The organism is uncultured Sphingobacterium sp., assembly GCF_964277905.1.
GTDB lineage: Bacteria > Bacteroidota > Bacteroidia > Sphingobacteriales > Sphingobacteriaceae > Sphingobacterium > Sphingobacterium siyangense.
The window spans coordinates 22334-44397 of the sequence record NZ_CAXYKD010000007.1; the positions used below are offsets into that span (position 1 = coordinate 22334).

The 22064-nt window shown below is 38.8% G+C and carries 18 protein-coding genes and 1 tRNA gene; 7 read left to right on the plus strand and 12 right to left on the minus strand.

Annotated features, from left to right (window positions below; all coding sequences use genetic code 11):
* Window positions 1-31 precede the first annotated feature (31 nt).
* Window positions 32-835, plus strand: a complete 804-nt coding sequence (locus ACHWSC_RS04755; protein WP_394675940.1) for a glycine-rich domain-containing protein — start codon at window positions 32-34, stop codon at window positions 833-835.
* Between the two features lie 14 nt (window positions 836-849).
* The gene (locus ACHWSC_RS04760; RefSeq protein WP_394675941.1) at window positions 850-1194 is read left to right on the plus strand and encodes a hypothetical protein; all 345 of its coding nucleotides are present in this window, start codon (window positions 850-852) and stop codon (window positions 1192-1194) included.
* 191 nt (window positions 1195-1385) lie between these two features.
* Here the strand turns inward: ACHWSC_RS04760 and ACHWSC_RS04765 are convergent.
* The 4 genes from ACHWSC_RS04765 to ACHWSC_RS04780 form a co-directional block, all read right to left on the minus strand.
* Window positions 1386-1467 (minus strand) — tRNA-Leu (locus tag ACHWSC_RS04765).
* Between the two features lie 194 nt (window positions 1468-1661).
* Window positions 1662-2720 carry a hypothetical protein gene (locus tag ACHWSC_RS04770; RefSeq protein ID WP_394675942.1) on the minus strand — a complete coding sequence of 353 codons (1059 nt, stop codon included), beginning with the start codon at window positions 2718-2720 and terminating at the stop codon, window positions 1662-1664.
* Window positions 2721-2893: 173 nt separating this feature from the next.
* Window positions 2894-3337 carry a hypothetical protein gene (locus ACHWSC_RS04775; RefSeq protein WP_394675943.1) on the minus strand — a complete coding sequence of 148 codons (444 nt, stop codon included), beginning with the start codon at window positions 3335-3337 and terminating at the stop codon, window positions 2894-2896.
* A 166-nt stretch (window positions 3338-3503) separates the two neighbouring features.
* A complete protein-coding gene (locus ACHWSC_RS04780; RefSeq protein WP_394675944.1) occupies window positions 3504-4493 on the minus strand; it encodes a preprotein translocase subunit SecD in 990 nt (329 codons plus the stop codon).
* A gap of 436 nt (window positions 4494-4929) precedes the next feature.
* Here ACHWSC_RS04780 and ACHWSC_RS04785 point away from each other — a divergent pair, with 436 nt between their 5' ends.
* The 3 genes from ACHWSC_RS04785 to ACHWSC_RS04795 all read left to right on the plus strand — a co-directional run bounded on the left by ACHWSC_RS04785 (window position 4930) and on the right by ACHWSC_RS04795 (window position 6952).
* The gene (locus tag ACHWSC_RS04785; protein WP_394675945.1) at window positions 4930-5250 is read left to right on the plus strand and encodes a hypothetical protein; all 321 of its coding nucleotides are present in this window, start codon (window positions 4930-4932) and stop codon (window positions 5248-5250) included.
* Between the two features lie 296 nt (window positions 5251-5546).
* Window positions 5547-6113: an RNA polymerase sigma factor gene (locus tag ACHWSC_RS04790; RefSeq protein ID WP_153846493.1), complete on the plus strand. Its 567-nt coding sequence runs from the start codon at window positions 5547-5549 to the stop codon at window positions 6111-6113.
* A gap of 2 nt (window positions 6114-6115) precedes the next feature.
* Window positions 6116-6952, plus strand: coding sequence for an anti-sigma factor domain-containing protein (locus ACHWSC_RS04795; RefSeq protein ID WP_205400677.1), 837 nt, complete (start codon window positions 6116-6118; stop codon window positions 6950-6952).
* 63 nt (window positions 6953-7015) lie between these two features.
* Here ACHWSC_RS04795 and ACHWSC_RS04800 read toward each other — a convergent pair whose 3' ends face one another.
* Entirely contained in the window at window positions 7016-7849 is an 834-nt protein-coding gene (locus ACHWSC_RS04800; RefSeq protein WP_153846491.1) for a ferritin-like domain-containing protein, read from the minus strand.
* Window positions 7850-7870: 21 nt separating this feature from the next.
* The gene (locus tag ACHWSC_RS04805; RefSeq protein WP_394675946.1) at window positions 7871-8593 is read right to left on the minus strand and encodes a ferritin-like domain-containing protein; all 723 of its coding nucleotides are present in this window, start codon (window positions 8591-8593) and stop codon (window positions 7871-7873) included.
* Between the two features lie 426 nt (window positions 8594-9019).
* Between ACHWSC_RS04805 and ACHWSC_RS04810 the strand changes: the two genes are divergently transcribed.
* Window positions 9020-11833, plus strand: coding sequence for a PAS domain S-box protein (locus ACHWSC_RS04810; RefSeq protein ID WP_394675947.1), 2814 nt, complete (start codon window positions 9020-9022; stop codon window positions 11831-11833).
* Window positions 11834-12040: 207 nt separating this feature from the next.
* On the opposite strand, the gene ACHWSC_RS04815 is transcribed toward ACHWSC_RS04810, so the two are convergent.
* A complete protein-coding gene (locus ACHWSC_RS04815) occupies window positions 12041-12928 on the minus strand; it encodes an NmrA family NAD(P)-binding protein (RefSeq protein WP_394675948.1) in 888 nt (295 codons plus the stop codon).
* A gap of 103 nt (window positions 12929-13031) precedes the next feature.
* Here ACHWSC_RS04815 and ACHWSC_RS04820 point away from each other — a divergent pair, with 103 nt between their 5' ends.
* Window positions 13032-13379 carry a helix-turn-helix domain-containing protein gene (locus ACHWSC_RS04820; RefSeq protein ID WP_075993765.1) on the plus strand — a complete coding sequence of 116 codons (348 nt, stop codon included), beginning with the start codon at window positions 13032-13034 and terminating at the stop codon, window positions 13377-13379.
* Window positions 13380-13732: 353 nt separating this feature from the next.
* Here the strand turns inward: ACHWSC_RS04820 and ACHWSC_RS04825 are convergent, their stop codons facing one another.
* The 5 genes from ACHWSC_RS04825 to ACHWSC_RS04845 form a co-directional block, all read right to left on the minus strand.
* Window positions 13733-16090 (minus strand): TonB-dependent receptor domain-containing protein, encoded by a 2358-nt coding sequence (locus tag ACHWSC_RS04825; RefSeq protein ID WP_394675949.1) that lies wholly within the window; start codon window positions 16088-16090, stop codon window positions 13733-13735.
* Between the two features lie 72 nt (window positions 16091-16162).
* On the minus strand, window positions 16163-17518 hold the full coding sequence (locus tag ACHWSC_RS04830) for a PepSY-associated TM helix domain-containing protein (protein ID WP_394675950.1): 1356 nt from the start codon (window positions 17516-17518) through the stop codon (window positions 16163-16165).
* Window positions 17519-17525: 7 nt separating this feature from the next.
* Window positions 17526-18224, minus strand: coding sequence for a DUF4198 domain-containing protein (locus ACHWSC_RS04835; RefSeq protein WP_394675951.1), 699 nt, complete (start codon window positions 18222-18224; stop codon window positions 17526-17528).
* Between the two features lie 120 nt (window positions 18225-18344).
* On the minus strand, window positions 18345-19568 hold the full coding sequence (locus tag ACHWSC_RS04840) for a DUF4374 domain-containing protein (RefSeq protein WP_182330930.1): 1224 nt from the start codon (window positions 19566-19568) through the stop codon (window positions 18345-18347).
* Window positions 19569-19591: 23 nt separating this feature from the next.
* Entirely contained in the window at window positions 19592-22015 is a 2424-nt protein-coding gene (locus tag ACHWSC_RS04845) for a TonB-dependent receptor (protein WP_394675952.1), read from the minus strand.
* Between the last annotated feature and the right edge of the window lie 49 nt (window positions 22016-22064).

Below are 22064 nucleotides of genomic sequence, written 5' to 3' on the forward strand. Positions count from 1 at the left end.
TAAGATTTATTTGATGTAAAAAGAGACTGTTATGAGATTTTTATATTTTCCAATCTATACATATTTGATTGGAAAATATATAGTTAAGATAATGGAAAAAAATAGCTTATTACATCAGGATAGTCTCTGGCTCAGACTTCAGGAATTTTCGCTTGATCGTCCAAATGTTGATTTTCCTTTTTCAAAGAAACTAGCAAAAGAAGAAAATTGGACTTTAGATTTTACCCAAAAAGCGATAGAAGAGTATAAAAAGTTTGTGTATCTCTGCTTTAGACTCGATAATGGTGCTTCACCGAGTGAAATTGTTGACAAAGTTTGGCATATGCATCTCCTTTATACCCAAAACTATTGGGAGGAATTCTGCCCACATGTTTTAAAGCAAAACTTGCATCATCACCCATCAGCAGGGGGGGATATCGCAAAAAAAGAGCATGAAAAGTGGTTTTCGGATACTTTAGCTGGCTACAGGGGAATTTTTAAACAGGAGCCACCAAAAAATATCTGGATAAAGGAAACAAATGGTCGAAGGAAAACGATGATTGGAAAATTGGGGTTGATATTTTTATGTACTCCTATTTTGCTACTCAGCTCGTGTTGGGGAGAAGTGATCAATAGACTGACGGCGATGCTCATGTGGGGAATCAGTTTTTTCTTTTTGGTAGGAATTGTTATGCTGATTCTTAACAGTATTGTTCCAAAAGATCCAAAAGATCGAAAAGGGTCCAGGAATAATTCTGACGACGGAGGAAGCTGTACGAGCGCTAATAACTGCGGTAGTGCCGGCGGTTGTAGTAGTTGTGGCAGCTGTGGTAGTTGCGGTGGTTGTAGTAGCTAATAATGTAAACGACGATGAAAAAGATAGCAGTTCATTTGGCAAGTATGACGATTAGTTTGATTTGGTTGGTAATTTACCAGCAGACTTGGAATCCATTTTCTTTAAAAGGACCTCAATTTTTGAAATTCTATCTGATTCTTCTGATAGGATTCTATACTTCGGTTTTAAGCCTCAAATTTTTACAAAAATCCATTTCAAAAATAGTACGCTATTTTATGCTTATGATCTTGCTCCTAGGAATTATAAAATTGCTCAAGGGGCTATATTTAGGAAAGCCGATTGGTTATCTTACCATTCTTTTAATGATCGAAGTTCTCATAATATCATTACATATTGATAACAAAAGAAGTGAACAGTAAATGAGATTCCCGTATTATTTAGATCGCAAGAAAATTGAAGATCGTATCTTTTATGTTTTTGGGGCATTTATTCGGACTAAAGATGAGTTGGTGCTGAAGGAAAATATGTGATCGAAGCATGTAGCTTAGAAATCAAAAAAAAGTGCTGGTCAAAAAAAAATCCCGAGCTGAAAGCTCGGGAGAATGATAAGTGCGGAAGAAGGGACTCGAACCCCCACGCCTTGCGGCGCCAGATCCTAAGTCTGGTGCGGCTACCAATTACGCCACTTCCGCATTAGGATTTCTTATGATGTCGCAAATATATAAACCAAAGTGATATCTTGCAAGTCGATAAGCTAGATTCCTTCTTTTAAATATGGATCATCCTGTTTATGAATGGAATATTTTTCATTAGGATACTTGTCTCTTTGATCATATGATCTGCAGGCAGCTTGTTTACCCGATTTTTTGATGAAATGCTTGCTGTCCTAATCAAGTTTTGTTAAGGCCTTTGAATTGCGTAACAAAAATACATATTGAAAAAAGTCAGTTGTATGAGTTTTCTCAACGGGTATGATATTCTCGCCAAAAAGCCGTGATTTTACAGTTATTAAATTTTGAGAAGTAGCATAGGGTGAATGTGCTGCATTGAGTTTAAACAATGATATACTATTTGGTCGACTTAATTCTTTTAGATCCTGAATGCCTTTCACGAGCATAAGTGGGCCATCTGCATTTACCCAATCTACTTTTTCATCTGCAGGGGTTGGAAATTGAGGATTCTTTGGGAGATACATTTCACTAGCAATGGTATAACTAACAAAGCTAGATACTTTATATCCTTTATTTTTCAGGCGTGTAGCAAAAGGATCGTTGGTTGCATCCTTTCCTTTTTGTAAAACATGAAAGAAACCAAATAATCCATATAGTTTTTGACCATCAATATGGTGATTTTTAATGTAATTTTCCAAATTTAATAGCATAGCTGAATCCCTGGACACGTCAGATTTATCCGCTGTAAAGCTTTTGTCTATGCCAATAACAGTGATTTTTGCCGAATCGGCAAGGTTGCGGTTATAATCATAAATTTCACCCCATTTTTGATATAGCTCTAAACTAGATTGTTGCGGAATACGTTTACGAATGGAGCTGACCACATCTTTCAATAGCGCGTTATCTTTTAGGGGCTTGGATAAAAAGCTGTTTAGTTTATTGGAATTTGTACTATCCATCTCAGCAATGTAATATTTAACACCGAGCTTTTTGTTCAAATAGAATAACAGCTCTTTGTCCAACTTTTGATTGTCTGCGTAGCCATGAATTTCCCCAAGTAAAAAAATATCCGAATTATAGAAGCTATTGTCGAATAGAGAATCTACAATATTATCCTTAATCTCCGTTTTATGGAGCTTGAGATACGCTATATTTTCCGCATTGGTATTTCCTATAAATATCCGATTGGAAATGAAAAAATAGAGGAATAATAGCCCAATAATGGCCAGTATAGAAAAAAATGTGATCTTAATAAATTTAAAAAACTTTTTCATAAATGAGGTTTTGGCAAAGGTATTATTTTTCAAGGAATGAACCAATAAGTATCTATGCATATAATTAAAATATATGTATTGGCGTTTTTAAGAATTGGGTCATTTTTTAATAGAATTGGGTCATTTTTCAATGACTATTTCCATAGGACGATTGCTGGCGAACCGCTACGGGCTTATTTTACAGCTTTTTGTACGATAATAGAGATTTTGTAGTTACCCCGTAGCGTTTGTGTCCCTTGTTCCTTGTTCGGATAAGGGGCGATATCTCGTAATGAAATGGTATATCCGTTGGTATTGGCAGTTCTTTGATAGCCTCTATCCTGTAAATCTATTGTAGCGAGTTTTATAATCGTGGGTTCGGTTGCTTTTTCTGCGATCTCAATTTCTGCTACTGCAACTCCAGACCAAATACAGTTGACGCCTTCAGGGCAACGGCTATCTTCTGAAATACCATTAAATTTGATCTTGATCGGATATTCTCGCAATGATTTTCTTTGTCCCTCAGCTAAGGATACACTTTCTGTCTCGTTTCTATTTGCAATACTTTCCTTTTGCGTTGCACAACTTGCCAGTGAGCAAATTCCTAGTCCAATAATAATCGTTATATAATTCATCATCTTTGCCGAAATAAAACTAGTGTATATTTTATCCGGTTATTACTACCAAAATTAAGCCATATTTAAGAAAAAGGTCACGCTCGTATTAATCGCCGTTTATGGCACTGTTTGTCACGCTTAATAGTGCTAAAATCCTATTTGGATCATTGCTGTGGCTTTTGAGCGATTATTGCTGTGATCCATTTTCATAATGATATGATTTTTCAGGTTCGTCACAGCTCGTAAAGAATAAGCTGGTCTTAGCTAGTTTTGATTTATCGAATCTTTCATCTTGCAGAAAGGACAGACCTTGCCGGATGTACTTATTTAAATACCGATCGTCTTGCTCAGGATTTCCCGCAAAAAATGCTTCATTGTCTGATGCAAACTTGCTGATATATCTTTTGGTGACAGGATCTAAAATGTACTGTTCGAGGTCAGGGTAAAATATTGTGTAATGTGCATTGCTAAATATTTCTGTGGGGTCGATATAGTTTGCCTGATCATAATCCTTCTTCATGGTCAATATTTCGTTCCAATGCTCTTGATTTGAACCGTCTTGATTTTCTCTTAAAAAACCTCTTTCTCCGCCATAATTGGAGAGCCTGATGGCTAATTTATTACCTTCAGCCAAATATAGGTAAGCGCTGAAATTTTGACGTGCACGTTGGTGCTTGTTATAAGCAGCTATAAAATCATTGAATTTTCCTTCATTGGTATACTGAAAGACTTGATAAGTGCTATCATCTTCCATATACTGACTTTGTACAATAAACTTAAGCGATTGAACCGGTTTGGATTCCTGATGAACAAAAGGAGGACTGAAACAGTTTGCCTTGTCATTGAAAACCCGATGTGTACTGTCATTATCAAATTGTACATAGGTTTTCCCACTTTCAAAACCTGCCAGATTGAAACGAGTACTGTCTTTGAAGTTAGCATTGTGACGCCCATACAATTGAAATAAAGGTGCTTCATCCGGATAGAAAAGCAGGTAATCTTTTTCAAAAACATAGGACCCGAAAACAGATGTAGCATAACCATATAACAGAAATTTGCCATCTTCAAAAAGACAAATTCCGCTATTACCACCATACTGTCCACTGATTGTCTTTGCCTTATCTTTTCCGCTTGGAAAATAGTGCGTGACTTGCTGTGCTTTACTATTTGTTACCATAAGGATAAGACTAATTAAGCCTAGAATTTTTTTAATGAATGACGTGCTTTTACTTTCTTTCCGCATATCTTTTGTTGTTTATCAAATTTAAACCATTGCAACACTGGTTCAATGTTGGTATTTACAATCCGTGCAGGCATTTTACGATTCGCCGAAACCTGTAAGGGAGCAATCTGACACATATCCTTTTGCTTGGTAAAGTAGTGGTTTTATCCGTCGTATTTTCAACTTACATTAACATTTTTTTCCACCTATTAGAACAAAATATACCCCCACTTACCCCGCTAATTCGAATATCTTTGATTCTCGTCTGATGAACACTTCGCCTGCTTTGAATGTTCATGGAAATTTATGATGATTTTATAGCCAATAAGATAAATAGATGTCAACACTAGCCCGTATAAATGCATATATGCATCTCAAAAAACATATTCGAATGAATGTAATTGCAGATCTTGATATGAGTATTTTCTATTTTAAGAAAAGACCTTTCATCGTGATGGATTTGTCAAATGAAAAGATATATTTCAATGATAGTGGATTAGAATGGTTACGTTCAGAAAAACAAATAGAACAGCCTGTTCAATGGACTCGGAGTAAATATCTTCCCTCCAAAAATTGGGTGGGACTAGCTCTTAATAACGAAAGAAATGATTTGATTATCCAGTTAATTGATGAATTTTATCTGGCGACATGTGATATGCTATTGATAAATCCAATTTCCAAGGGGAACTCTTCTTGTAAATTAAGCTATTAGATAAATTTTAGTAAATCTAACTGTGGATACCAGATTTGCGGAAAATGGACACTATAAGCTGATTATCTGGCCCAATTAAGTTAAATTGATCCGTTCTAGTGGGATTACTAGTGGAATTAAATAACCAAAAACAGGAATTGAGCAATGTAAAACATTAATAACAAGTGCTATTCGCATATATGCTAAGGTGTGTTAGGTATTTTAACCTGTTTTATAGGTACTTTAACTTATTTTATATTAGTTGCTTTTTTTTCTGATTTTTAATATCCATCTTTAGATCATTATAAACGTGAAATTTGAGTCCATTACACAACCTTTCTGAAGAAACATTGATTCTTTTGTTGAAAAAGAAGAATCAGCAGGCTTTTAGTTATCTTTATGATCACTATGCCACTGCGCTCTTTGGTGTGGTTTGTCGTATAGTGGCCTCAACCGAGCATGCGGAAGAAGTCATACAAGACGTATTTGTCAAAATTTGGCGACACATCGATGTTTTCGATGCTGAAAAAGGCCGTCTTTATACCTGGATGATCAACATTGCCCGTAATACAGCCCTCGATCATCGAAAATCAAAAGCGATCGTAAACGAACAGAAAAACCAACCGCTTTCAAATATCGTAAATAGGGAGGAAGAACAAGATCAAAGTCAGGGCGAACTACATACGAAAGCAGATTTTATTGGATTCAGAAATATTTTAGATAAATTGAAGCCTGAATGGCGTATCTTGATTGAAATGGCCTACTATGAAGGATATACACAACAAGAAATAGCCGAGCAACTCGATGTTCCGCTCGGAACGGTAAAAACCCGTACCAGAGCGGCATTTATACAGTTACAACAATTATTAAAGGAGTACCGTTAGTTTTGGATATTAGAGCATACATATCGTCGGGGATTATTGAATCGTACGTTTTGGGGCTGGCTTCCGAAGAGGAAGTGAGCATCTTGAATTGTATTCGAAAAAATAATGTCGAAGTGGAACAAGCCATCATCGAAGCAGAAATTGCACTCGAAGAGTTGGCTGATAGCCAAGCGATGGAGATGCCTATGCAGTTCAAACAAGATATATGGAATAAACTCATAGCGGAAAATCTAGTGCCAAGCGAAGATCAGGAAGTCAACGAAGTACTCGCGCCCGCCTCGACAGACCATAACGAAGTAATTGCTATCGATGCCGACAAGAAAACGCTCGGTGCTCGATCTTACAAGTGGGCGATCGCAGCGAGTCTATTGTTAGCGGTTAGTATTGGTGCTAATATTTTCTTATATCAACGTAAACAGGAAACAGCAAATAAGTTAAATCAGACAACGTCCTTACTTGATGCTGAACAGGAAAAACTCGCAACCTTACAGGATAAATGGACCCTGGTTCAAAATCCAGCGATAAAAACGATCCCTCTTAAAGGAGTTGAGCATAAACCCGATTACCGTGCCTTGGTATTTTGGGATCAGGCATCAAAGGCAGTTTATCTGAGTATCGAACATATGCCTGTTGCACCTAAAGGAAAGCAATATCAGTTGTGGGCAATGGTTGACGGTAAACCTGTTAATGCAGGTGTTTTTCCATTGGACTCAAAAGGAGACACTGCAAGTAAGATGCTCGATATTCCCCAAGCTCAGGCTTTTGCCATTACACTGGAAGATGAAGGCGGCAAAGATGCGCCAACGCTCAGTGCATTATGTGTGATGGGGAGTATATAAAAAAATGCCCTGATGGGATAAACCGATCAGGACATGCTAAAAACAGGTAAACTACGTCTTTTGTTAGGATTTTATAAATAAACCTGCAATATTAAGTACAGCTTCTGCAGTTAGAGGTTCGTCGAATGACTGGGTTGCCGCATTGGTAGAAATTTTCCCCGAGGCGCCTGGCAAAGTCGTAATATCCACTCCCGCTTGTGTCACATTATTTTCGCCTGCATATACCGGATCGACAACTGCTCCTATACCACTGTCATTGCTTCCTGTAATCCAAGGTTTTTGATTGGCGGCTCCACCTCCGCGGGCACGGCGCATTTGACGGATATGGGAGGCATGTCTTGCTTCAACCGAATGGATCTGCAGTGCGGCAGTCAGTACTACGCGATTGCCAAGTAAAATTCCCGCCTGGCCTTTATAAGCTCTTACCCCAGTATCTTCAAATGCTTGTGCGACAGCTAAAAATGTATCATAGTCACTGAAAACATTGCCAAAAGTGCCACCAGCAGTAAAATCAAAGGTTGGTTTTGAAACAGCTTTACTGCCCAATACTTGTTTAAGAAAATTCACATGTGCAACTTCATGGTCACGAATGGTGGTTATCGCACCAAGTGGTTTACCTGTGGGGATAAGGCCTGCTTTGGCAACACCCATTGTGTAATATTCTGCTTCGAGATATTCCAATGTCAAGGCATAGTTGAGTACACCATTTACATCCGTGGGCGCGGTGGCACCGTACGCTTTTTTAAAGAGTTCGCCTATCAGAAAGGGCAGGGCAGCCAAGGTTACTTTTTTACTCATTGAAGCCAAACTTTTGATTGCTTCACGACGAGGGCTGATGCGATCGCTGAATTCAGGATCTACAGCATTTATTTGTTCAAAAACGTTTAAGAGATTCATGATAATCAGATTTTAGGTGAATTAATAGGTTGGTAGATCACTAACATCAATCTTGGACTTAATAAATGGTGCCGCGGCACTAAGCACCACGCTTGGACTCTTTGCGAGATCAAGACCATTTGAATCCACTACTTCTTGATTGGCAAAACTGCCGTTGTCGATCATATCCCTGACCCAAGCGGCATGTCGTGCTTCAACAGAAACAATCTTACCTGCCAATAGTAAATAATTGACATCTTTGATTAGCCAACCAGCACCATTGTAAGCCGAAACACCAAGGTCTTCAAACGTTTTTGCTGTTGCCAGTACTGTTTCACGGCTATTGAAATTGACGCCAGCTAGGTTAAATTCGAGACTTGAAATGGCTTTTGCACCCAAGGCCACTTTGAAAAACTCACGGTGAGCAATTTCATGATCACGGATATCGGTGAAAAAAGATTTTTCCATATCCGTCATACCGCTATAGGGATTATTGACTAACTGGATGTAGAATGCGGCTTCAAGTTGTTCAAGTGCATAGGCATAATTTAGGATAGCAATGTCGCCGCTGCCAAAATACATGCCTTTACCGCCATTATCCATGCCATCATCGCGGTCTTTTTTACAGCTCGACATACCGAGTATGGCTAATGTCGCTGCGCTGGCTCCTGCATATTTTAAAAAGTCTCTTCGTCTGAGATCTCTTTTGTCCATGTCACTATTGGAGTTCAATAGTGCTTCGTTGTGGGAGGTTATCTTTTCCATAACAAAAGTCTTTTAGTTTATAATTTTTTCTCTGTACTTATACCCATTTACGACTTTTTGGAAAGCTTGGATTTCACAAGTTCAATTTTTTTTAAAATATATTCCTTCACATTGAAAAGTCAAGCAAAAAGAAACGTTATCGTTCATTGTTTGAGCAGTTTTAGTTTTATAGTTTATTTTTTTATTTAAAACTATTTTAGTGTAGCGGTGTTCATGTTTATATTTTATCATGCTATTACCGCTGGTTTTCTACTTTTTACTGTAGACTCAGGAAAGTCAATACTAAATCCAGATTAGTTGGGCATTGGACTGATTAAATCAATCGTTAGAAGATTAGTGAAATATTATTTATACGCTAGAGCAAGCTAGACATTAGGACCTATAAAGATTTCGAAGATAAAACTAATAACGAATACAGGCTTTTGTATGAATGCTAAATTGTTGCCTACAAATGAATCGGATCGAATACGTGTGTTGCATGAGTACGAAATTTTAAATACTGCAACAGAGGAAGAATTCGATCGCATTACAAAAATTGCATCGCTTGTATGCGGTACAACTATTTCATTGATCTCATTGGTGGATAAAGACAGGCAGTGGTTTAAGTCGCGCGTTGGTTTGGAGACTGAAGAAACCAGACGGGATGTATCTTTCTGCCAATATACCCTGGAAGAAGATCAACTGATGGAAGTTGAAGATGCTGAAAAAGACGAACGTTTCAAATCCAATGAGCTTGTTACCCGAGAACCAAATATCCGTTATTATGCTGGTTTACCATTAATCGATCCCAATGGCTATGCCTTAGGTGCGCTATGCGTTATCGATCGTGTTCCAAGGCAGCTCGACCAGCATCAAAAAGAAATTCTAACACTTCTCCGGGATGAAGTCGTTACGCTTATTGTCAACAGAAAGGAGAAAGAAAAGTACAGGGAAAGTGAACAAAAGCTGAAAGCATTTTTCGATAATTCTCAGGGGCTTATGTGTACCCATGATCTGAAAGGGAATTTCATCACCGTCAATGATGCTGGAGCTAAGATCTTAGGCTATACGAGAGATGAGATTCAGGTTTTATCTCTTTTTGATATTGTTCCATCGGAGGGGCACGAGAATTTACAGAACTACCTAGACGCGATTGTTCGGCATGGAACAATCAAAGGAGAAATGCGTACCATGACTCGTTCGGGTGACATGCGTATCTGGATGTTTAACAATATTCTGCAGGCCAGTGATAACAAAATACCTTATGTGATTGGTAATGCAGTAGATATTACAGAACAACATTTTCTAGAAAAGAAGCTTAAGCATGCACAGGCGACATTGATGCGAACTGGAAGGGTAGCTAGAATTGGAGGCTGGGAATATACGCCTGCTGATGGGAAGATTGTTTGGTCCGAAATTACGAGAGAAATTCATGAAGTACCCGAAGACTATGAACCAGAGCTGACAACTGCGTTACAGTTCTATAAAGCGGGAGCAAGTAGAAATAAAATACAGACTGCAATTGAACACGCACTCGCTACGGGAGAATCTTGGGACTTGGAACTTGAGATTGTCACCTTCGTAGGTCATGAACTGTGGATACGTGCGTTGGGAAATGCTGATTTTGAAAACGGGCATTGTGTCCGTTTATACGGTACCTTTCAGGATATTGATAAGCGTAAACGTATCGAAGCAGAGTCTTCAAATTCAAAAAAACTACTTGCAGAAGTGTTGGATGCAACCTCAGCTGTCGGTATTATAGCGACCGACAACGCTGGTGTAATTACATTGTTTAATACAGGGGCCGAAAACCTTTTGGGATATCATAGTGAAGAAGTGATTGGTAAATTTGGTCTTGCACACTTTCATTTAGAAGAGGAGCTCGTGTTGAGGACGAAAGACCTGGAGGTCGAATTGGGACGTTCGGTAGATAAACTTCGTTTCTTTGTAGATATGGCAGAGCTGCACGGTGCTGAACAGCAAGAGTGGATCTATTGTCGAAAAGATGGATCTCAATTACATGTTTCCTTGGCAGTTACTCTTATTAGGGATATTAACGACAATGTCATCGGTTATCTTGCGATTGCGACAGATATTAGCCGGATTATTCATCAACGCGAGGAGCTGGAAAAGGCAAAATTAATAGCCGAGCAGGCAAATGCAGCAAAATCACAATTTTTGGCAAATATGAGCCATGAACTTCGTACACCGCTGAATGGAATTGTCGGCTTTACCGATTTATTGCTTGGAACAGCACTTGAGGATACGCAAAAGGAATACCTTACGATCGTTGATCAATCCGCTAATTTATTGCTTGGAATCGTAAATGACATTTTGGACTTCTCTAAAATTGAAGCCGGCAAATTAGAACTGGAGATTGAACAGACCGATCTCTACGACCTGGTTATTCAGCTGACGAACTTTCTTAATCTGCAGATCAAAACCAAAAATCTAGCGTTTTATCTGAATATCGCTGACGATGTACCGCATTACATCTGGGTTGACGCCCTCCGTATCAAGCAAGTATTGATGAATTTATTGAGCAACGCCACAAAATTTACCGAGAAAGGAACCATTGAACTAAGCATTACAGTAGAATCACATGATACAGACCAGGCTGTTCTGTGCTTTAGTGTCAAAGACACAGGCATAGGTATCAAAGAAGATAAATTGGAGCGGATATTTGATGCATTTACGCAAGAAGATAACTCGATGACTAAACGTTATGGCGGAACTGGTTTAGGACTGACCATATCGAATAAACTGCTTAAAATGATGGACAGTGAATTGAAGTTGGAAAGTACTTTTGGTGTAGGCAGCCGTTTCTTTTTTAATATTCATGTGCGTTCTATCTGGGAAATAAATGAGTGGGAGGGATTGAAAAAAATAAAGGATGTGCTCGTTGTTGCCGAGGAAGAATCTGAACGAAATGCTTTGGCTCGGATGTTATCTTTAAAGAATATTGATAGCGTACAGGCAAAAACTGGATTTGAAGTATTACAGATGTTAAAAGGGGGGCGCTGTTTTGACGCTATTTTGATCGACAATCAATTGCCTATTATCAGTGGTATCGAAACAATAAAGAATATTCGCGAAAAAAAATTTAATAACAATTTTGAGCACAACATCATTCCTATTTTTAGTGCTGACGAGCAAGACATAGAACCGCTTTGTCATTCTTTGGCTATAAGTTGCTGGTTAGTCAAGCCTGTTAAGCCGGAAGACCTGTATTCTGTTTTAATAAAGAGTATTTCCTTTTAACTTTAGGTACATGGATAATTTCAATAGTATGATACGAAGGAAGTTAAATCTTTTTATAACCTATTCAGAAAGCTGCGCAGGATGTTTAATTCAATAGATTTAATAGGGATGAGTCTGATGGAATATCGTGCTCATCTCTATTAAATTTAATAAAAAAGGGCCGATCTTTTTTAGTTATTACAAGTTGAAATACCCTTTTTTATTGATCTATAGTTTTTGGAATCGTTTAGCAAAATCAATGGCAAAATGATTTAACTGGATCGTCCCATAGATTGGCTGACCCTGAATTTCAAAATCTTGTTGTAATTTTCCTGCACGGATTGCCTGCCCCATCTCTACATAGAGTGATGCAATTTCTGTTGGAAGTCCCGCCTTTAACATGCCGTCCAAAGCTTGTTCGTCGGTAAATTCAATCCATGGCAGGTTTGGATTACCAATAGCAGCTCCTAATGTGCGGGCAATTTCTCCTCCTGAAACATAATCGCTAACAATATAACGCACGTGATGTCCAACTTCTGAATTTTGGAGCGCATCGGCTGCGGCAGTAGCAATATCTAAGGGATCAACCACTGGAATTTTTATTTCTGCGGGGAAGTTTGATCCTTCAATACCTGCGTTTTTGATTAATGGAATATCGTTATAAAAATTCGTGTAGAAATATCCGGCACGCAAAAAGGTAATATGAACATCGCGTAGTGTTTTGTATATCTCTTCAATTTGGTGCAGACCGCGAATTGGTCCTGTTCCAGCATCAAAATCAGCTCCAACGCTGCTTAACATCACTATTTTTTTTAAGCCAGTCGACTTTATGGCTGTCGCGTAGGCTTTTCCTGCATTTGCGGTATTCTCAACAATATGTTGGCCACCTAAATTGGGAGGAGTCATCAGAAAAGCAGCATCTGCACCTGAAAAACTCGCTGTTAAAAAAGGAACATCAAAGATAGAACCAATAAGCGCTTTAGCGCCCAAATGTTCAATTTCGCTCGCTCTTTCAGGAGAACTGCTGATTACACTTACCTCATGACCTTGCTTGATAAGAATATCGACTAAATGTCTTCCTATATTTCCTAAAGAACCTGTTATTGTAATTTTCATCGTTTAATTTTTTAAATGTGATAATACAAAGGTACATTTGTACTTTCTTTTAAGGAAGTACTTACCCTATAGTAAGTATGCTAAACGCATAAACAAGACAATCATGACAGCAATTAAGGAGACATCGACGATTCAGGAAAACAAAAAAATTGCAGCGGAATTATGCCCTGTAACTTTCACAATGGATAAGATCGGCGGATATTGGAAACCAATTATTATCTATCATCTGTCTACGGATTGCAAGAGATATAGTGAACTTAAAAAATGTATCCCTGCAATTACAGAAAAAATGCTCATTCAGAGTTTAAAACAATTGGAAGCGGATGGATTGATCTTAAGGGAGGCAAAACCCGTTGTTCCGCCTTTTGTGATCTACAGATTAAGTCCGGCAGGGGTAGGTTTATTTCCTGTTATTCAGGCAATGGCCAATTGGGCACTTGAAAATCAGTAATCATTTACCGTTTTCCTACCGCTATTAAAGATAAGATTGTTTGACAAATGCCAGATGCTTTTCGCCAGGGTATGGGTTTAATCTAATGTGATTTTTGTCATGTGTTTCCATTTTTCAGGTTTTATTATTTCCCTGTTTGGAAAATACGACCTCAGCCGGGGGTAATGTTGAATACTGATTAATTTGTCAATTTTTTAATAGACTCTATAAGATAATTTTTAGGAACAAAAAACGCTTGAATCGGGGAAATTCAAGCGTTTTACTAACCAATTATAAACCTAAATTATGAATCTATAGTATTACATTTTTTATGCCAGTCTACTTAATATGACAAAATTGCAGTTCCACCTTCTTTAGTCTCCAAATCGGTAGCTCAGTGACAATAAGACTTTCCTGTTGTCCGGAAAATCAGCATAAAATACCTTAAGGTCTCCATATTCACTAACCAACTGCGGATTCGCATTTCTGAGCAGACCATTTGCGGTCAGTTTGACCATGCCACGATCTCCAAACATTTTTTTCTCCGCGGCGACATCTATACCATACCTTTTATCCGTTCGGGAAGGGCCAGTAGTAATTCCCGATCGATAATAAAATGCAATTTCGCTGCGAAATCCATATTTTAATTGCAGCGTATGCCGGCTGTTCGCTGTCCAGCTTGAGCCTTTAGAATCTAGGTTTACATTTCCAATTTCTCCGGAGTAGTTGTTGTAAAATGCATTTAAATAGTGGCTTGCTGTCCACCATGTTCGTAACGTTTGGTTATACATTACACTTGCGCTATAGTTCATATAGCGCCCGATGTTCTCTGGTTTCGACAAGTTTTCACCAACTTTATCACCTTGTCGGATAATCCAATTGATCATGTCACGTCCATATGAAATACCTAATGTGGTGAACAATTTGTTCCTATAGCCATGACCGATTTCCGTAATATAGCTTTTTTCGGGCTTCAGGTCAGGATTTCCCTCATTGTAGCTATAGGCATCTTCGTAAATTCGAAATACGTTGATGTCATGATCACCCGGTCTTTCGATACGGCTGCTAAAGGATGTTCTCAACGTATTTTTCTCATTTAGATGATATAAAAATGATCCACTTGGAAACAGATCAAAATAGCGCTGGTCATTTTTTTTGTTCAACGTGACCTGATTGGCGTTTATAAATGTATATTCTCCCCGCAGGCCAGCCTGATATTCTATCCGTTTGTATTTGCCGGAGTAGATGGCATATAACGCTTCGATATGCTGCGTGTATTGAAAGCGGTTTGAGGTTGCATCGTCCTGTATCCATTTGCCATTATCCAATAGCGTATTTATGACATCGTTGTTTATAAAGAAATACGTTCCTTTCCAGCCGAGCTCAATTTTGCTTGAATCTGTTAACGGTTTACTGTAGTCAAGCCTTCCGGAATAGGTCGTATTGCTCAAGTCCTGAATATTTGTCCTCCCTGTTGAAGATTGCGTGTTTGTTTGCAAATTAAACTGATCGGTTTCAAACCGGTTATTATAATCGTTTCCGTGTGGAGCAAAGTCAAAGTTGAATTTTAAAAAGTGATCTTCTCCTTCGTATTTATTAATATAATTGATATTAAATGTCCAGTTTTTAAACGACTCGTCAAAACGGTTGTTACTGATTGCATGCGCTGTCTGAATATTGGCTGGATAATCCCAGGTATCCATCTCGATAGATGCATAGGGTTTATAATTGCCCGTCATCCAATGTACACTTCCATCCAAAACTCCGCCGTCCGAAAATTCATATTTTGCACCAGCGCGAACACTATGAAAACTGGCATCATCGAGTTTCTTACGTTCGTGTTGTCTCTGAAAAGACGTTAAATTACCCTGGTTAAAAAAACTTCTTTCTGTAAGATTATGACTATTGCTCCGATCAAAGCTCTTATTTCCCTGCAAGTACATATCTAGCCCATTTACCTTGTAGTGTAATCCGCCGCCCAAACCGCCATAAAATTGTCGGCCCTGCCCAGCTCTGATGAAGGCATCGCCCCCAAAACCGGCCTTTGCATTTCGCTTGGTCACAATATTAATTATGCCGGCAGTTCCCGCGGCATCTTCACGTGCCGAAGGATTACTGATCAGTTCCAATTTGGAGACTTCGGAGGCTTGCAGTCCGCGTAAAATACTGGCAAGCTGTTCACCGGAGACATACATATCACGGCCATTGATGCGTACGTTAGCACCTGCGCGACCCTGAATTGAAAAATTTCCTTTCCCGTCCGAAACAAGTCCCGGTGTTTTCTCCAATAATTCGAGGACATTGTTGCCTTCAGCTAATACACTTCCTTCGACATCAACTACCATTTTATCGGCATACTGTCGTACACTAGCCTGCTTTCCAACAACATGTACAGTTTCCATCAGATGTTCAACTGGTTGTAAAAAAATGGGCAGTGCTGAGTGTTCGGCTTCAGCTAAAGAGTATGCTCGACTATGTGTTGTTGTGTAGCCGATTGAACTATAGCGTATAAGGTAATTTCCATTTTTAGGCGCATGCAGTAGAAATGAGCCGTCTTTGGCTGCATCTGCCTGCATGATCAGGGAAGAATCAGCTAAATGTAAAAGACTGGCTGTGGCACCTTTGATGGGATGCCCGTCTTTGTCGAATATTTTTCCAGATAATTTCGTTTGCGCGACAAGTCCAGTGGCAGCGGCTGAAAGTAATATAGATAATAATGTAGATTTCGTCATAATAATCGTGTCCTTTGTCCTCTTCGAGAAAGAACCGTTTAAGCATAAATTAAATAGTAGTGATTCGAAAACCTAAAGGTTTGTGGATTTTGGACGGAAACGGATCGGTGGTTTTCGCATTGTTGTTTGTATGTCCGTATTTGATACGTTCATTTCTTCTCCGTTATGCGATTCCCTGTCCAATTTATTGCGGCCTTTTTTCTTTCCCCATTTGCGATTGTACCATATAATAAAGCCTGTAATAGGAAGTGTGCCTGCAATAAAGGTGAGTACAAATGCCAGCATTTTTGTGGGAAATCCCCAAATTGACCCTACATGAATATCGTAATTGAGTCTTCTGAATTTTTCACCTGCACTTAATTCTTCAAAATCCTTGTTGAACAAGGAAATGTTATTGGGTAGAAATGCCCCGGTATACTGATCGAATGAATAATAGCGATTGTTATACTGTCGATCCATGTCATTACGAATATAGACCGAAATCGTAGCGTCCTTTTTTTCCTTGTCTGGATAGGTGATTGTCAAGTAGTGTGGATCTTTGTATTGGGTTAAAATCGTCTCAATCTCTCGATCAAAAGCTGTTGAAAAAATTGTTATTTGACCAATTTTTGTTGAATCGGATTGGACAGAAGTTCTTTCGGCTAGTGGCGTTCCCCAGTTTGTTGACCAATATAAGGCCCTGTTAAACCACTCGATACCATAATACATTCCAGTTATAGCCAATAATAGAATCAAAATAAAAGAATAAAAGCCAACCACATTATGCAGATCCAAATTAATTCTTTTCCAACCAGCTTTCCATTTGATCCGAAAGCTTTTTTCCCGAGTTGATTTTGTCCATTTTTTTGGATACCACCAGATCAATCCTGTGATTAAGGTAATACTGAAGACCAAGGTCGCATAGTTTACAATAGGGCGTCCAATTTCTCTGGGAAGCCATAGAAAACGGTGTCCATTCAGTGTCCATGCAAAAAAGCCATTCAATTTTTCTCTTAACTGCGCTTCTTTGGAATTGTCTTCTGTTTGCAAACCTAGATATTGGCCTGTATATGGGTGTAATAGATGCACCTGTGCGTTTGCTTTTGAATTAGCTTCTCTGCCTTTGCCCTCTTGCTCCTTTTTTTTGAGGGTAAAGGAAATGGGGTGATCCCGGGTATAGGTAATGCCTCTTACTACAGCACTAGGATAGAGTGAGTCTGCTATTCCGACGATCCTTGAGGGCGAAATCAAGGACTGGCTGGAAGCAAGGATATATTGCCTTTCTTTTTTCGGGATAACAAGATCGATAATCTCATGGTTAAAAACCCAAAGGCAGGCCATCAAACAGATCACAAATACAATACTACCTGAAATTAATCCCAGCCAAAGGTGCAACCAATTATTGATCTGCCTGAACAGCGAATTATTTTTCTTCTTTCTTACAGCCATGTCCACATTAGTTTACGGCAAAACTCATAGAGCTTGCGCGGCTATACTCTTCAAAGGGTTGCCCTGTAGCTTTTTCCCTTTTCGATACTTCCGCAAAGTATTTACCAGTCCATTCTGGCGTGAATTTGATTATACCCTGATCATTTGTCTGCAGCCATTTAATCCATCCGCTGGGTGCAATGATCTGAACAGCTGTATTTGCTGCAGGTTTACCTTTTTCGAATAAAGTCAACGACAGCTCTTTTTTATTTTTGGAAACCATATTGTTCGTAAAGACAAACAAATCGTTGTCGATATGGGTTGCTGTATTTCCAATAGTGGAATTTCCGACTTGGATTGTCGCTATCGCATTGATCTGATACTGTGTTTTGGCTCCTTCTTTGCGATCTGTATCTTTTTTTAGGGTAATGTGGTATACGCCCTCTTGGTCAGGAGTGAATGAGGCCAATAAGTGATCTCCTTGAGCCGTTGTTATCAAGGCGGCTGTGCTTCCATCAGGTTTGATCAATGTCAACGTAATCTGCGTACCATCTTTATACCACCACCATTTTGAGATAAGCTCATGTTCATCGGGTTCACCATAAATGACCTTTACAGTATGGATCTTTCCTTTGTTCCCTTGCAGTGAAGTTTCAATAAAGACAGCATGCGCCGAAGCTGACAACACAATAAAAAATGTGAAGAGGTTAATGAGTATTGTTTTCATTTGATTTAAATTAGGAGTTATATTTTAGAAATACCTAGATTCGATTTTGCCTGTTTTATCATCGAGTACTCGAGTTTTGAAGGTGTCATCGACTAGGTATTTCCTAAACTTAGTGGTGTTTTATTTAAGCTTGTTCAAGTGATAAACCTGTGTAATTCCTGGATCGATCTCGGCACCGCGTTTTACCGAATTTTTTGCTGGATCGTATTCATACACATACCATTTAGACTCATCTGTCTTGAATACATCATACAATTTTCCATTTTCCATAAAGTTCATCGTTGTTTTAGATTCTCCACCACCGACTAAAATCCGAAGATCTGCAACAATCTTTTTATTTGCCGGATCGACCACAAATGGACTAATGTAAACCTTGCCATCCCCTAGTTTTTGAACTTGTGAAATGTTGTTGCTGAAAACGTTATAGTCTTTCAAGTCGAAGAAATAATCTGGATCGAACGTAGTCTGGCCTGCCTTGATACGCAGTAAACCATAGGTAGCAGCATCAGTCTTTTTGGTTACGATATATAGATCATTATTATCATCTGTAAAAGTAAGTGTCTGTACCTCCCAGTGTCCCGCAGCAAAGCCTCCTCTGCCATCTTTTATAATTTTCCCATTCGCTAAACTCGGATAATCACACACATACATGTAGGCCGTGTCGATGATATCTTTACGAGTTTCATTGCTTCTGTATTTGTGTCCGACAAATAATTTGTCGCCTCTTTGTGTGAAGCTCGTCGGTACGATATATGGATTATGATCTTTTCCTTCCGGAGTTTTGGGATTAAAAGTGATCATTGGAATTTCTATACCAATTGTTTTATTGATCGTCATATTGTTGATGTTCATAAAATAAATCGGTTGTTCCAGTACATTTTTCACTTTATTGGTCGTACCAGCTGTTTTAGTCATGACCATTTCATCTTTTGTGCTGATATCTTTTAGGACTTTTCCCAGATAGAAATTTCCAGGGAAAGCGTAATTGTTCGTTTCTTTCCAAGATTTACTATTGACTACTTCAAATTGACTAAATCTAGTTCCATCATTTGACAGGTAATATTTACCCTCATAGGCATAAGCGTAAATGGCATAAAATGCTGCCGGTAGGTGAGACGTAATATCGATTCCTTGATTGTTGTTCGGAGTGAGCAGGGTATCTTTCATTAAATTATCTGCGGTAAGCAGGTAAGATGAACCCGCTGCGGTCGTCACCCATACACTATATAAGCTATTTGAAGTCGGTGTAGTTTCATCAGGTGAAGTGGTGTCAGGTGATTTCTTGCAGGAAGAAAATAACACAGTCGCAGCAAATATAGCGATGGCGAATTTATTGATTTTCATAAAAATATATATTTATTTGTTTTTTACATAATTGATAATCTCAGCTTGACGTAGAATGCACGTCCAGGTCGTTGCAGTCGAAAATTGTCGTATGCTCGTTCATCTGTTAGATTTCTAGCCTCAAAGGATACATTGTATTTGTTCCGGTCCCAAGCATAACTAAGTATCGCAGAATGGATATTTTGGGAAGGGATAAGATCTTTGGATTCAAGTGATCCCAAGTATGATTCTGTCAGATAAAACCAGTGCGTGTATTGATATAAGTAGGAGAGTTGTACTCTGCTTCCTTGCTGAAACCAGTTATTTTGGATCAGGCTTATATCAGCGTTTCCATAGATCCAAGGGCGATTAATGAGTTGTTTGCCATAAGTGAGGCTAATTTGTTTATTGTCTGAATCGTCTGTGTATTTTTTGTTGTAAGTAGCTTTATCGTAAGAACCATTTAGGGTAACTGCTAAAAGATCTTTAAAGCCATATTTGACTTCGGCCTCAAAGCCGTAGAGCTTTACTCCAGGTTCGTTATAGCTTTGAAAATAGGCATTTCCATTCTGCATGACCGCTCGGCTGGTTATATAGTTATCTGCCAAGCGATAGAAACCTGTTAAATCGACATTCAGAAAGTGATTCTGGTTAATATACGTATTGTAGTAAAACCCAGTGTTGATATTGTCACTCCGTTCGGGCTTTAAATCCCAGTTGGATGTTGTATTGATACCGTCACCATAAAGAGCCGTCATAGAAGGTAAGTTGTATGCTCTTTCATAAGATAGTTTCCAACCGCCATCCTTGGTTATCCTATACCGTGAGGCTAAACTCATGCTATAGTAATTCCCTTGCTTTTTTTGACTGATTATCCCACCGCTGATCAAATTGTTGTTTGCATCAAAGGTGCGTTCGTCAATATCTTTTGAGGCATTCATGCGGTAATATTTTACCGCTAAAACATTTGATAGGCGCTTGTCAAACCATTGGTTTTGCCATGACAAACCCAAAATATGTCGGCCCAAGTAGGATGGCAAACCTGAGCGGTCATAATTGCCAATCAGTTCATATTGTTTCTGATCGTTGCTATTGAAATTGTAGTTGAAGTTTAAACTCTGATTACGCGCTTCATCAAAGTCATAGTTTAGATTTACGCGCGCGAGATAATTTGACAAATTATACTTTGTATCTTTTTGGGGATTCGGGGTTGTGGCATTGTAATTCGAGATCCAGCTTCCAGACCAATCGTAATTGTACATAGCTGTATCCCGCACGTAGCGGGTATCGTAGCTATAGCTTGTAAAAATATCTGCGTATAGGCGATTGATAAGAAAATTGCTTTTTTTATAGCTTAGGGTTGGCATCAGATATTTGCTTTCAGACCATGCTCCGCCAAACACTTTGCTAAGTGAGGACCCAAGCTGGTTTTCTTTGTGATTTTGTGAATAGGTCAGACCTGCATAGAACTGATCAGCCCAGGATACATCGCGAAAACCGACCTCCAATTGTCCCATGGCTGAAGTGTAAGCATCGTTAAAACGCTTGGCTTTGGGGATCGTGACATACTTGTTGTCGACGGTGTTCTCGATAAGAACGTTGTACTTTTCGTTGGTATACATGTTATAATCATTGTCGGAATGATTGTAAAATGCATTCATCCGGAAGGATAGTTTGTTTTTGGGATTGGTAAATGTACCCACGACGGCCGCTTGATGAGTATTGAACGAGCCATAGGAATAACTCAGATCCAGATAAGGTCTTGCACGACGTTTTGTAATAATATTGACAGCACCTCCGAGCGCATCGGAACCCAAAAAAGCAGGAACAACACCTTTGTAAACTTCGACCCGATCAATCAGATTGACAGGAATATTATTTAAAGACATCGATGATCCAAAGTTTTCCATGGGAACACCATCAATGTAGATCTTTGCATCGAGCCCGTTGATGCGAAATACAAAGTTGGAGCCCAATCCACCATCTTCACGAATAGTGACTCCTGTGGCACGCTTTAAAACCTGTGTTAAATTGGCAGCTTCGTTGGCATGTTTATTCATGTCAATGACACTGACATTAAAGCCAGATCGCTTTATTTCGGCTACTTTTTGTTCATTTTCAGTTTTTGTATGTGCTGTTACGGTCACCTCGTCGATATAATTACGATCCTCGATAAGTTGAAAGTCCTGAATATTTTTCCCGTTTAGAGCTCGTTCTTCAGGAAGATAACCAACAGCACTTGCGCGTATAATAAAAGCATCGGATCCTGTTGTTTGTAATTTATAATAGCCGTCGACATCGGAAGATGTACCTGTGCTCTGATTCTTTAATCGAATTGTCGCTCCAGAAATTGGCGTGCCAAAATTATCTTTAACAAAGCCTGAAATCACATTCTTTTTGGAAGTTTGAGCTTGTGTAAATGCAATAAAAATTAATAATAGTAAAAAAGTAGATGTTGACCTCAACATTTTTATTTAGATTAAGTATATACAAGAGAGTTGCCTATACCGATCACTT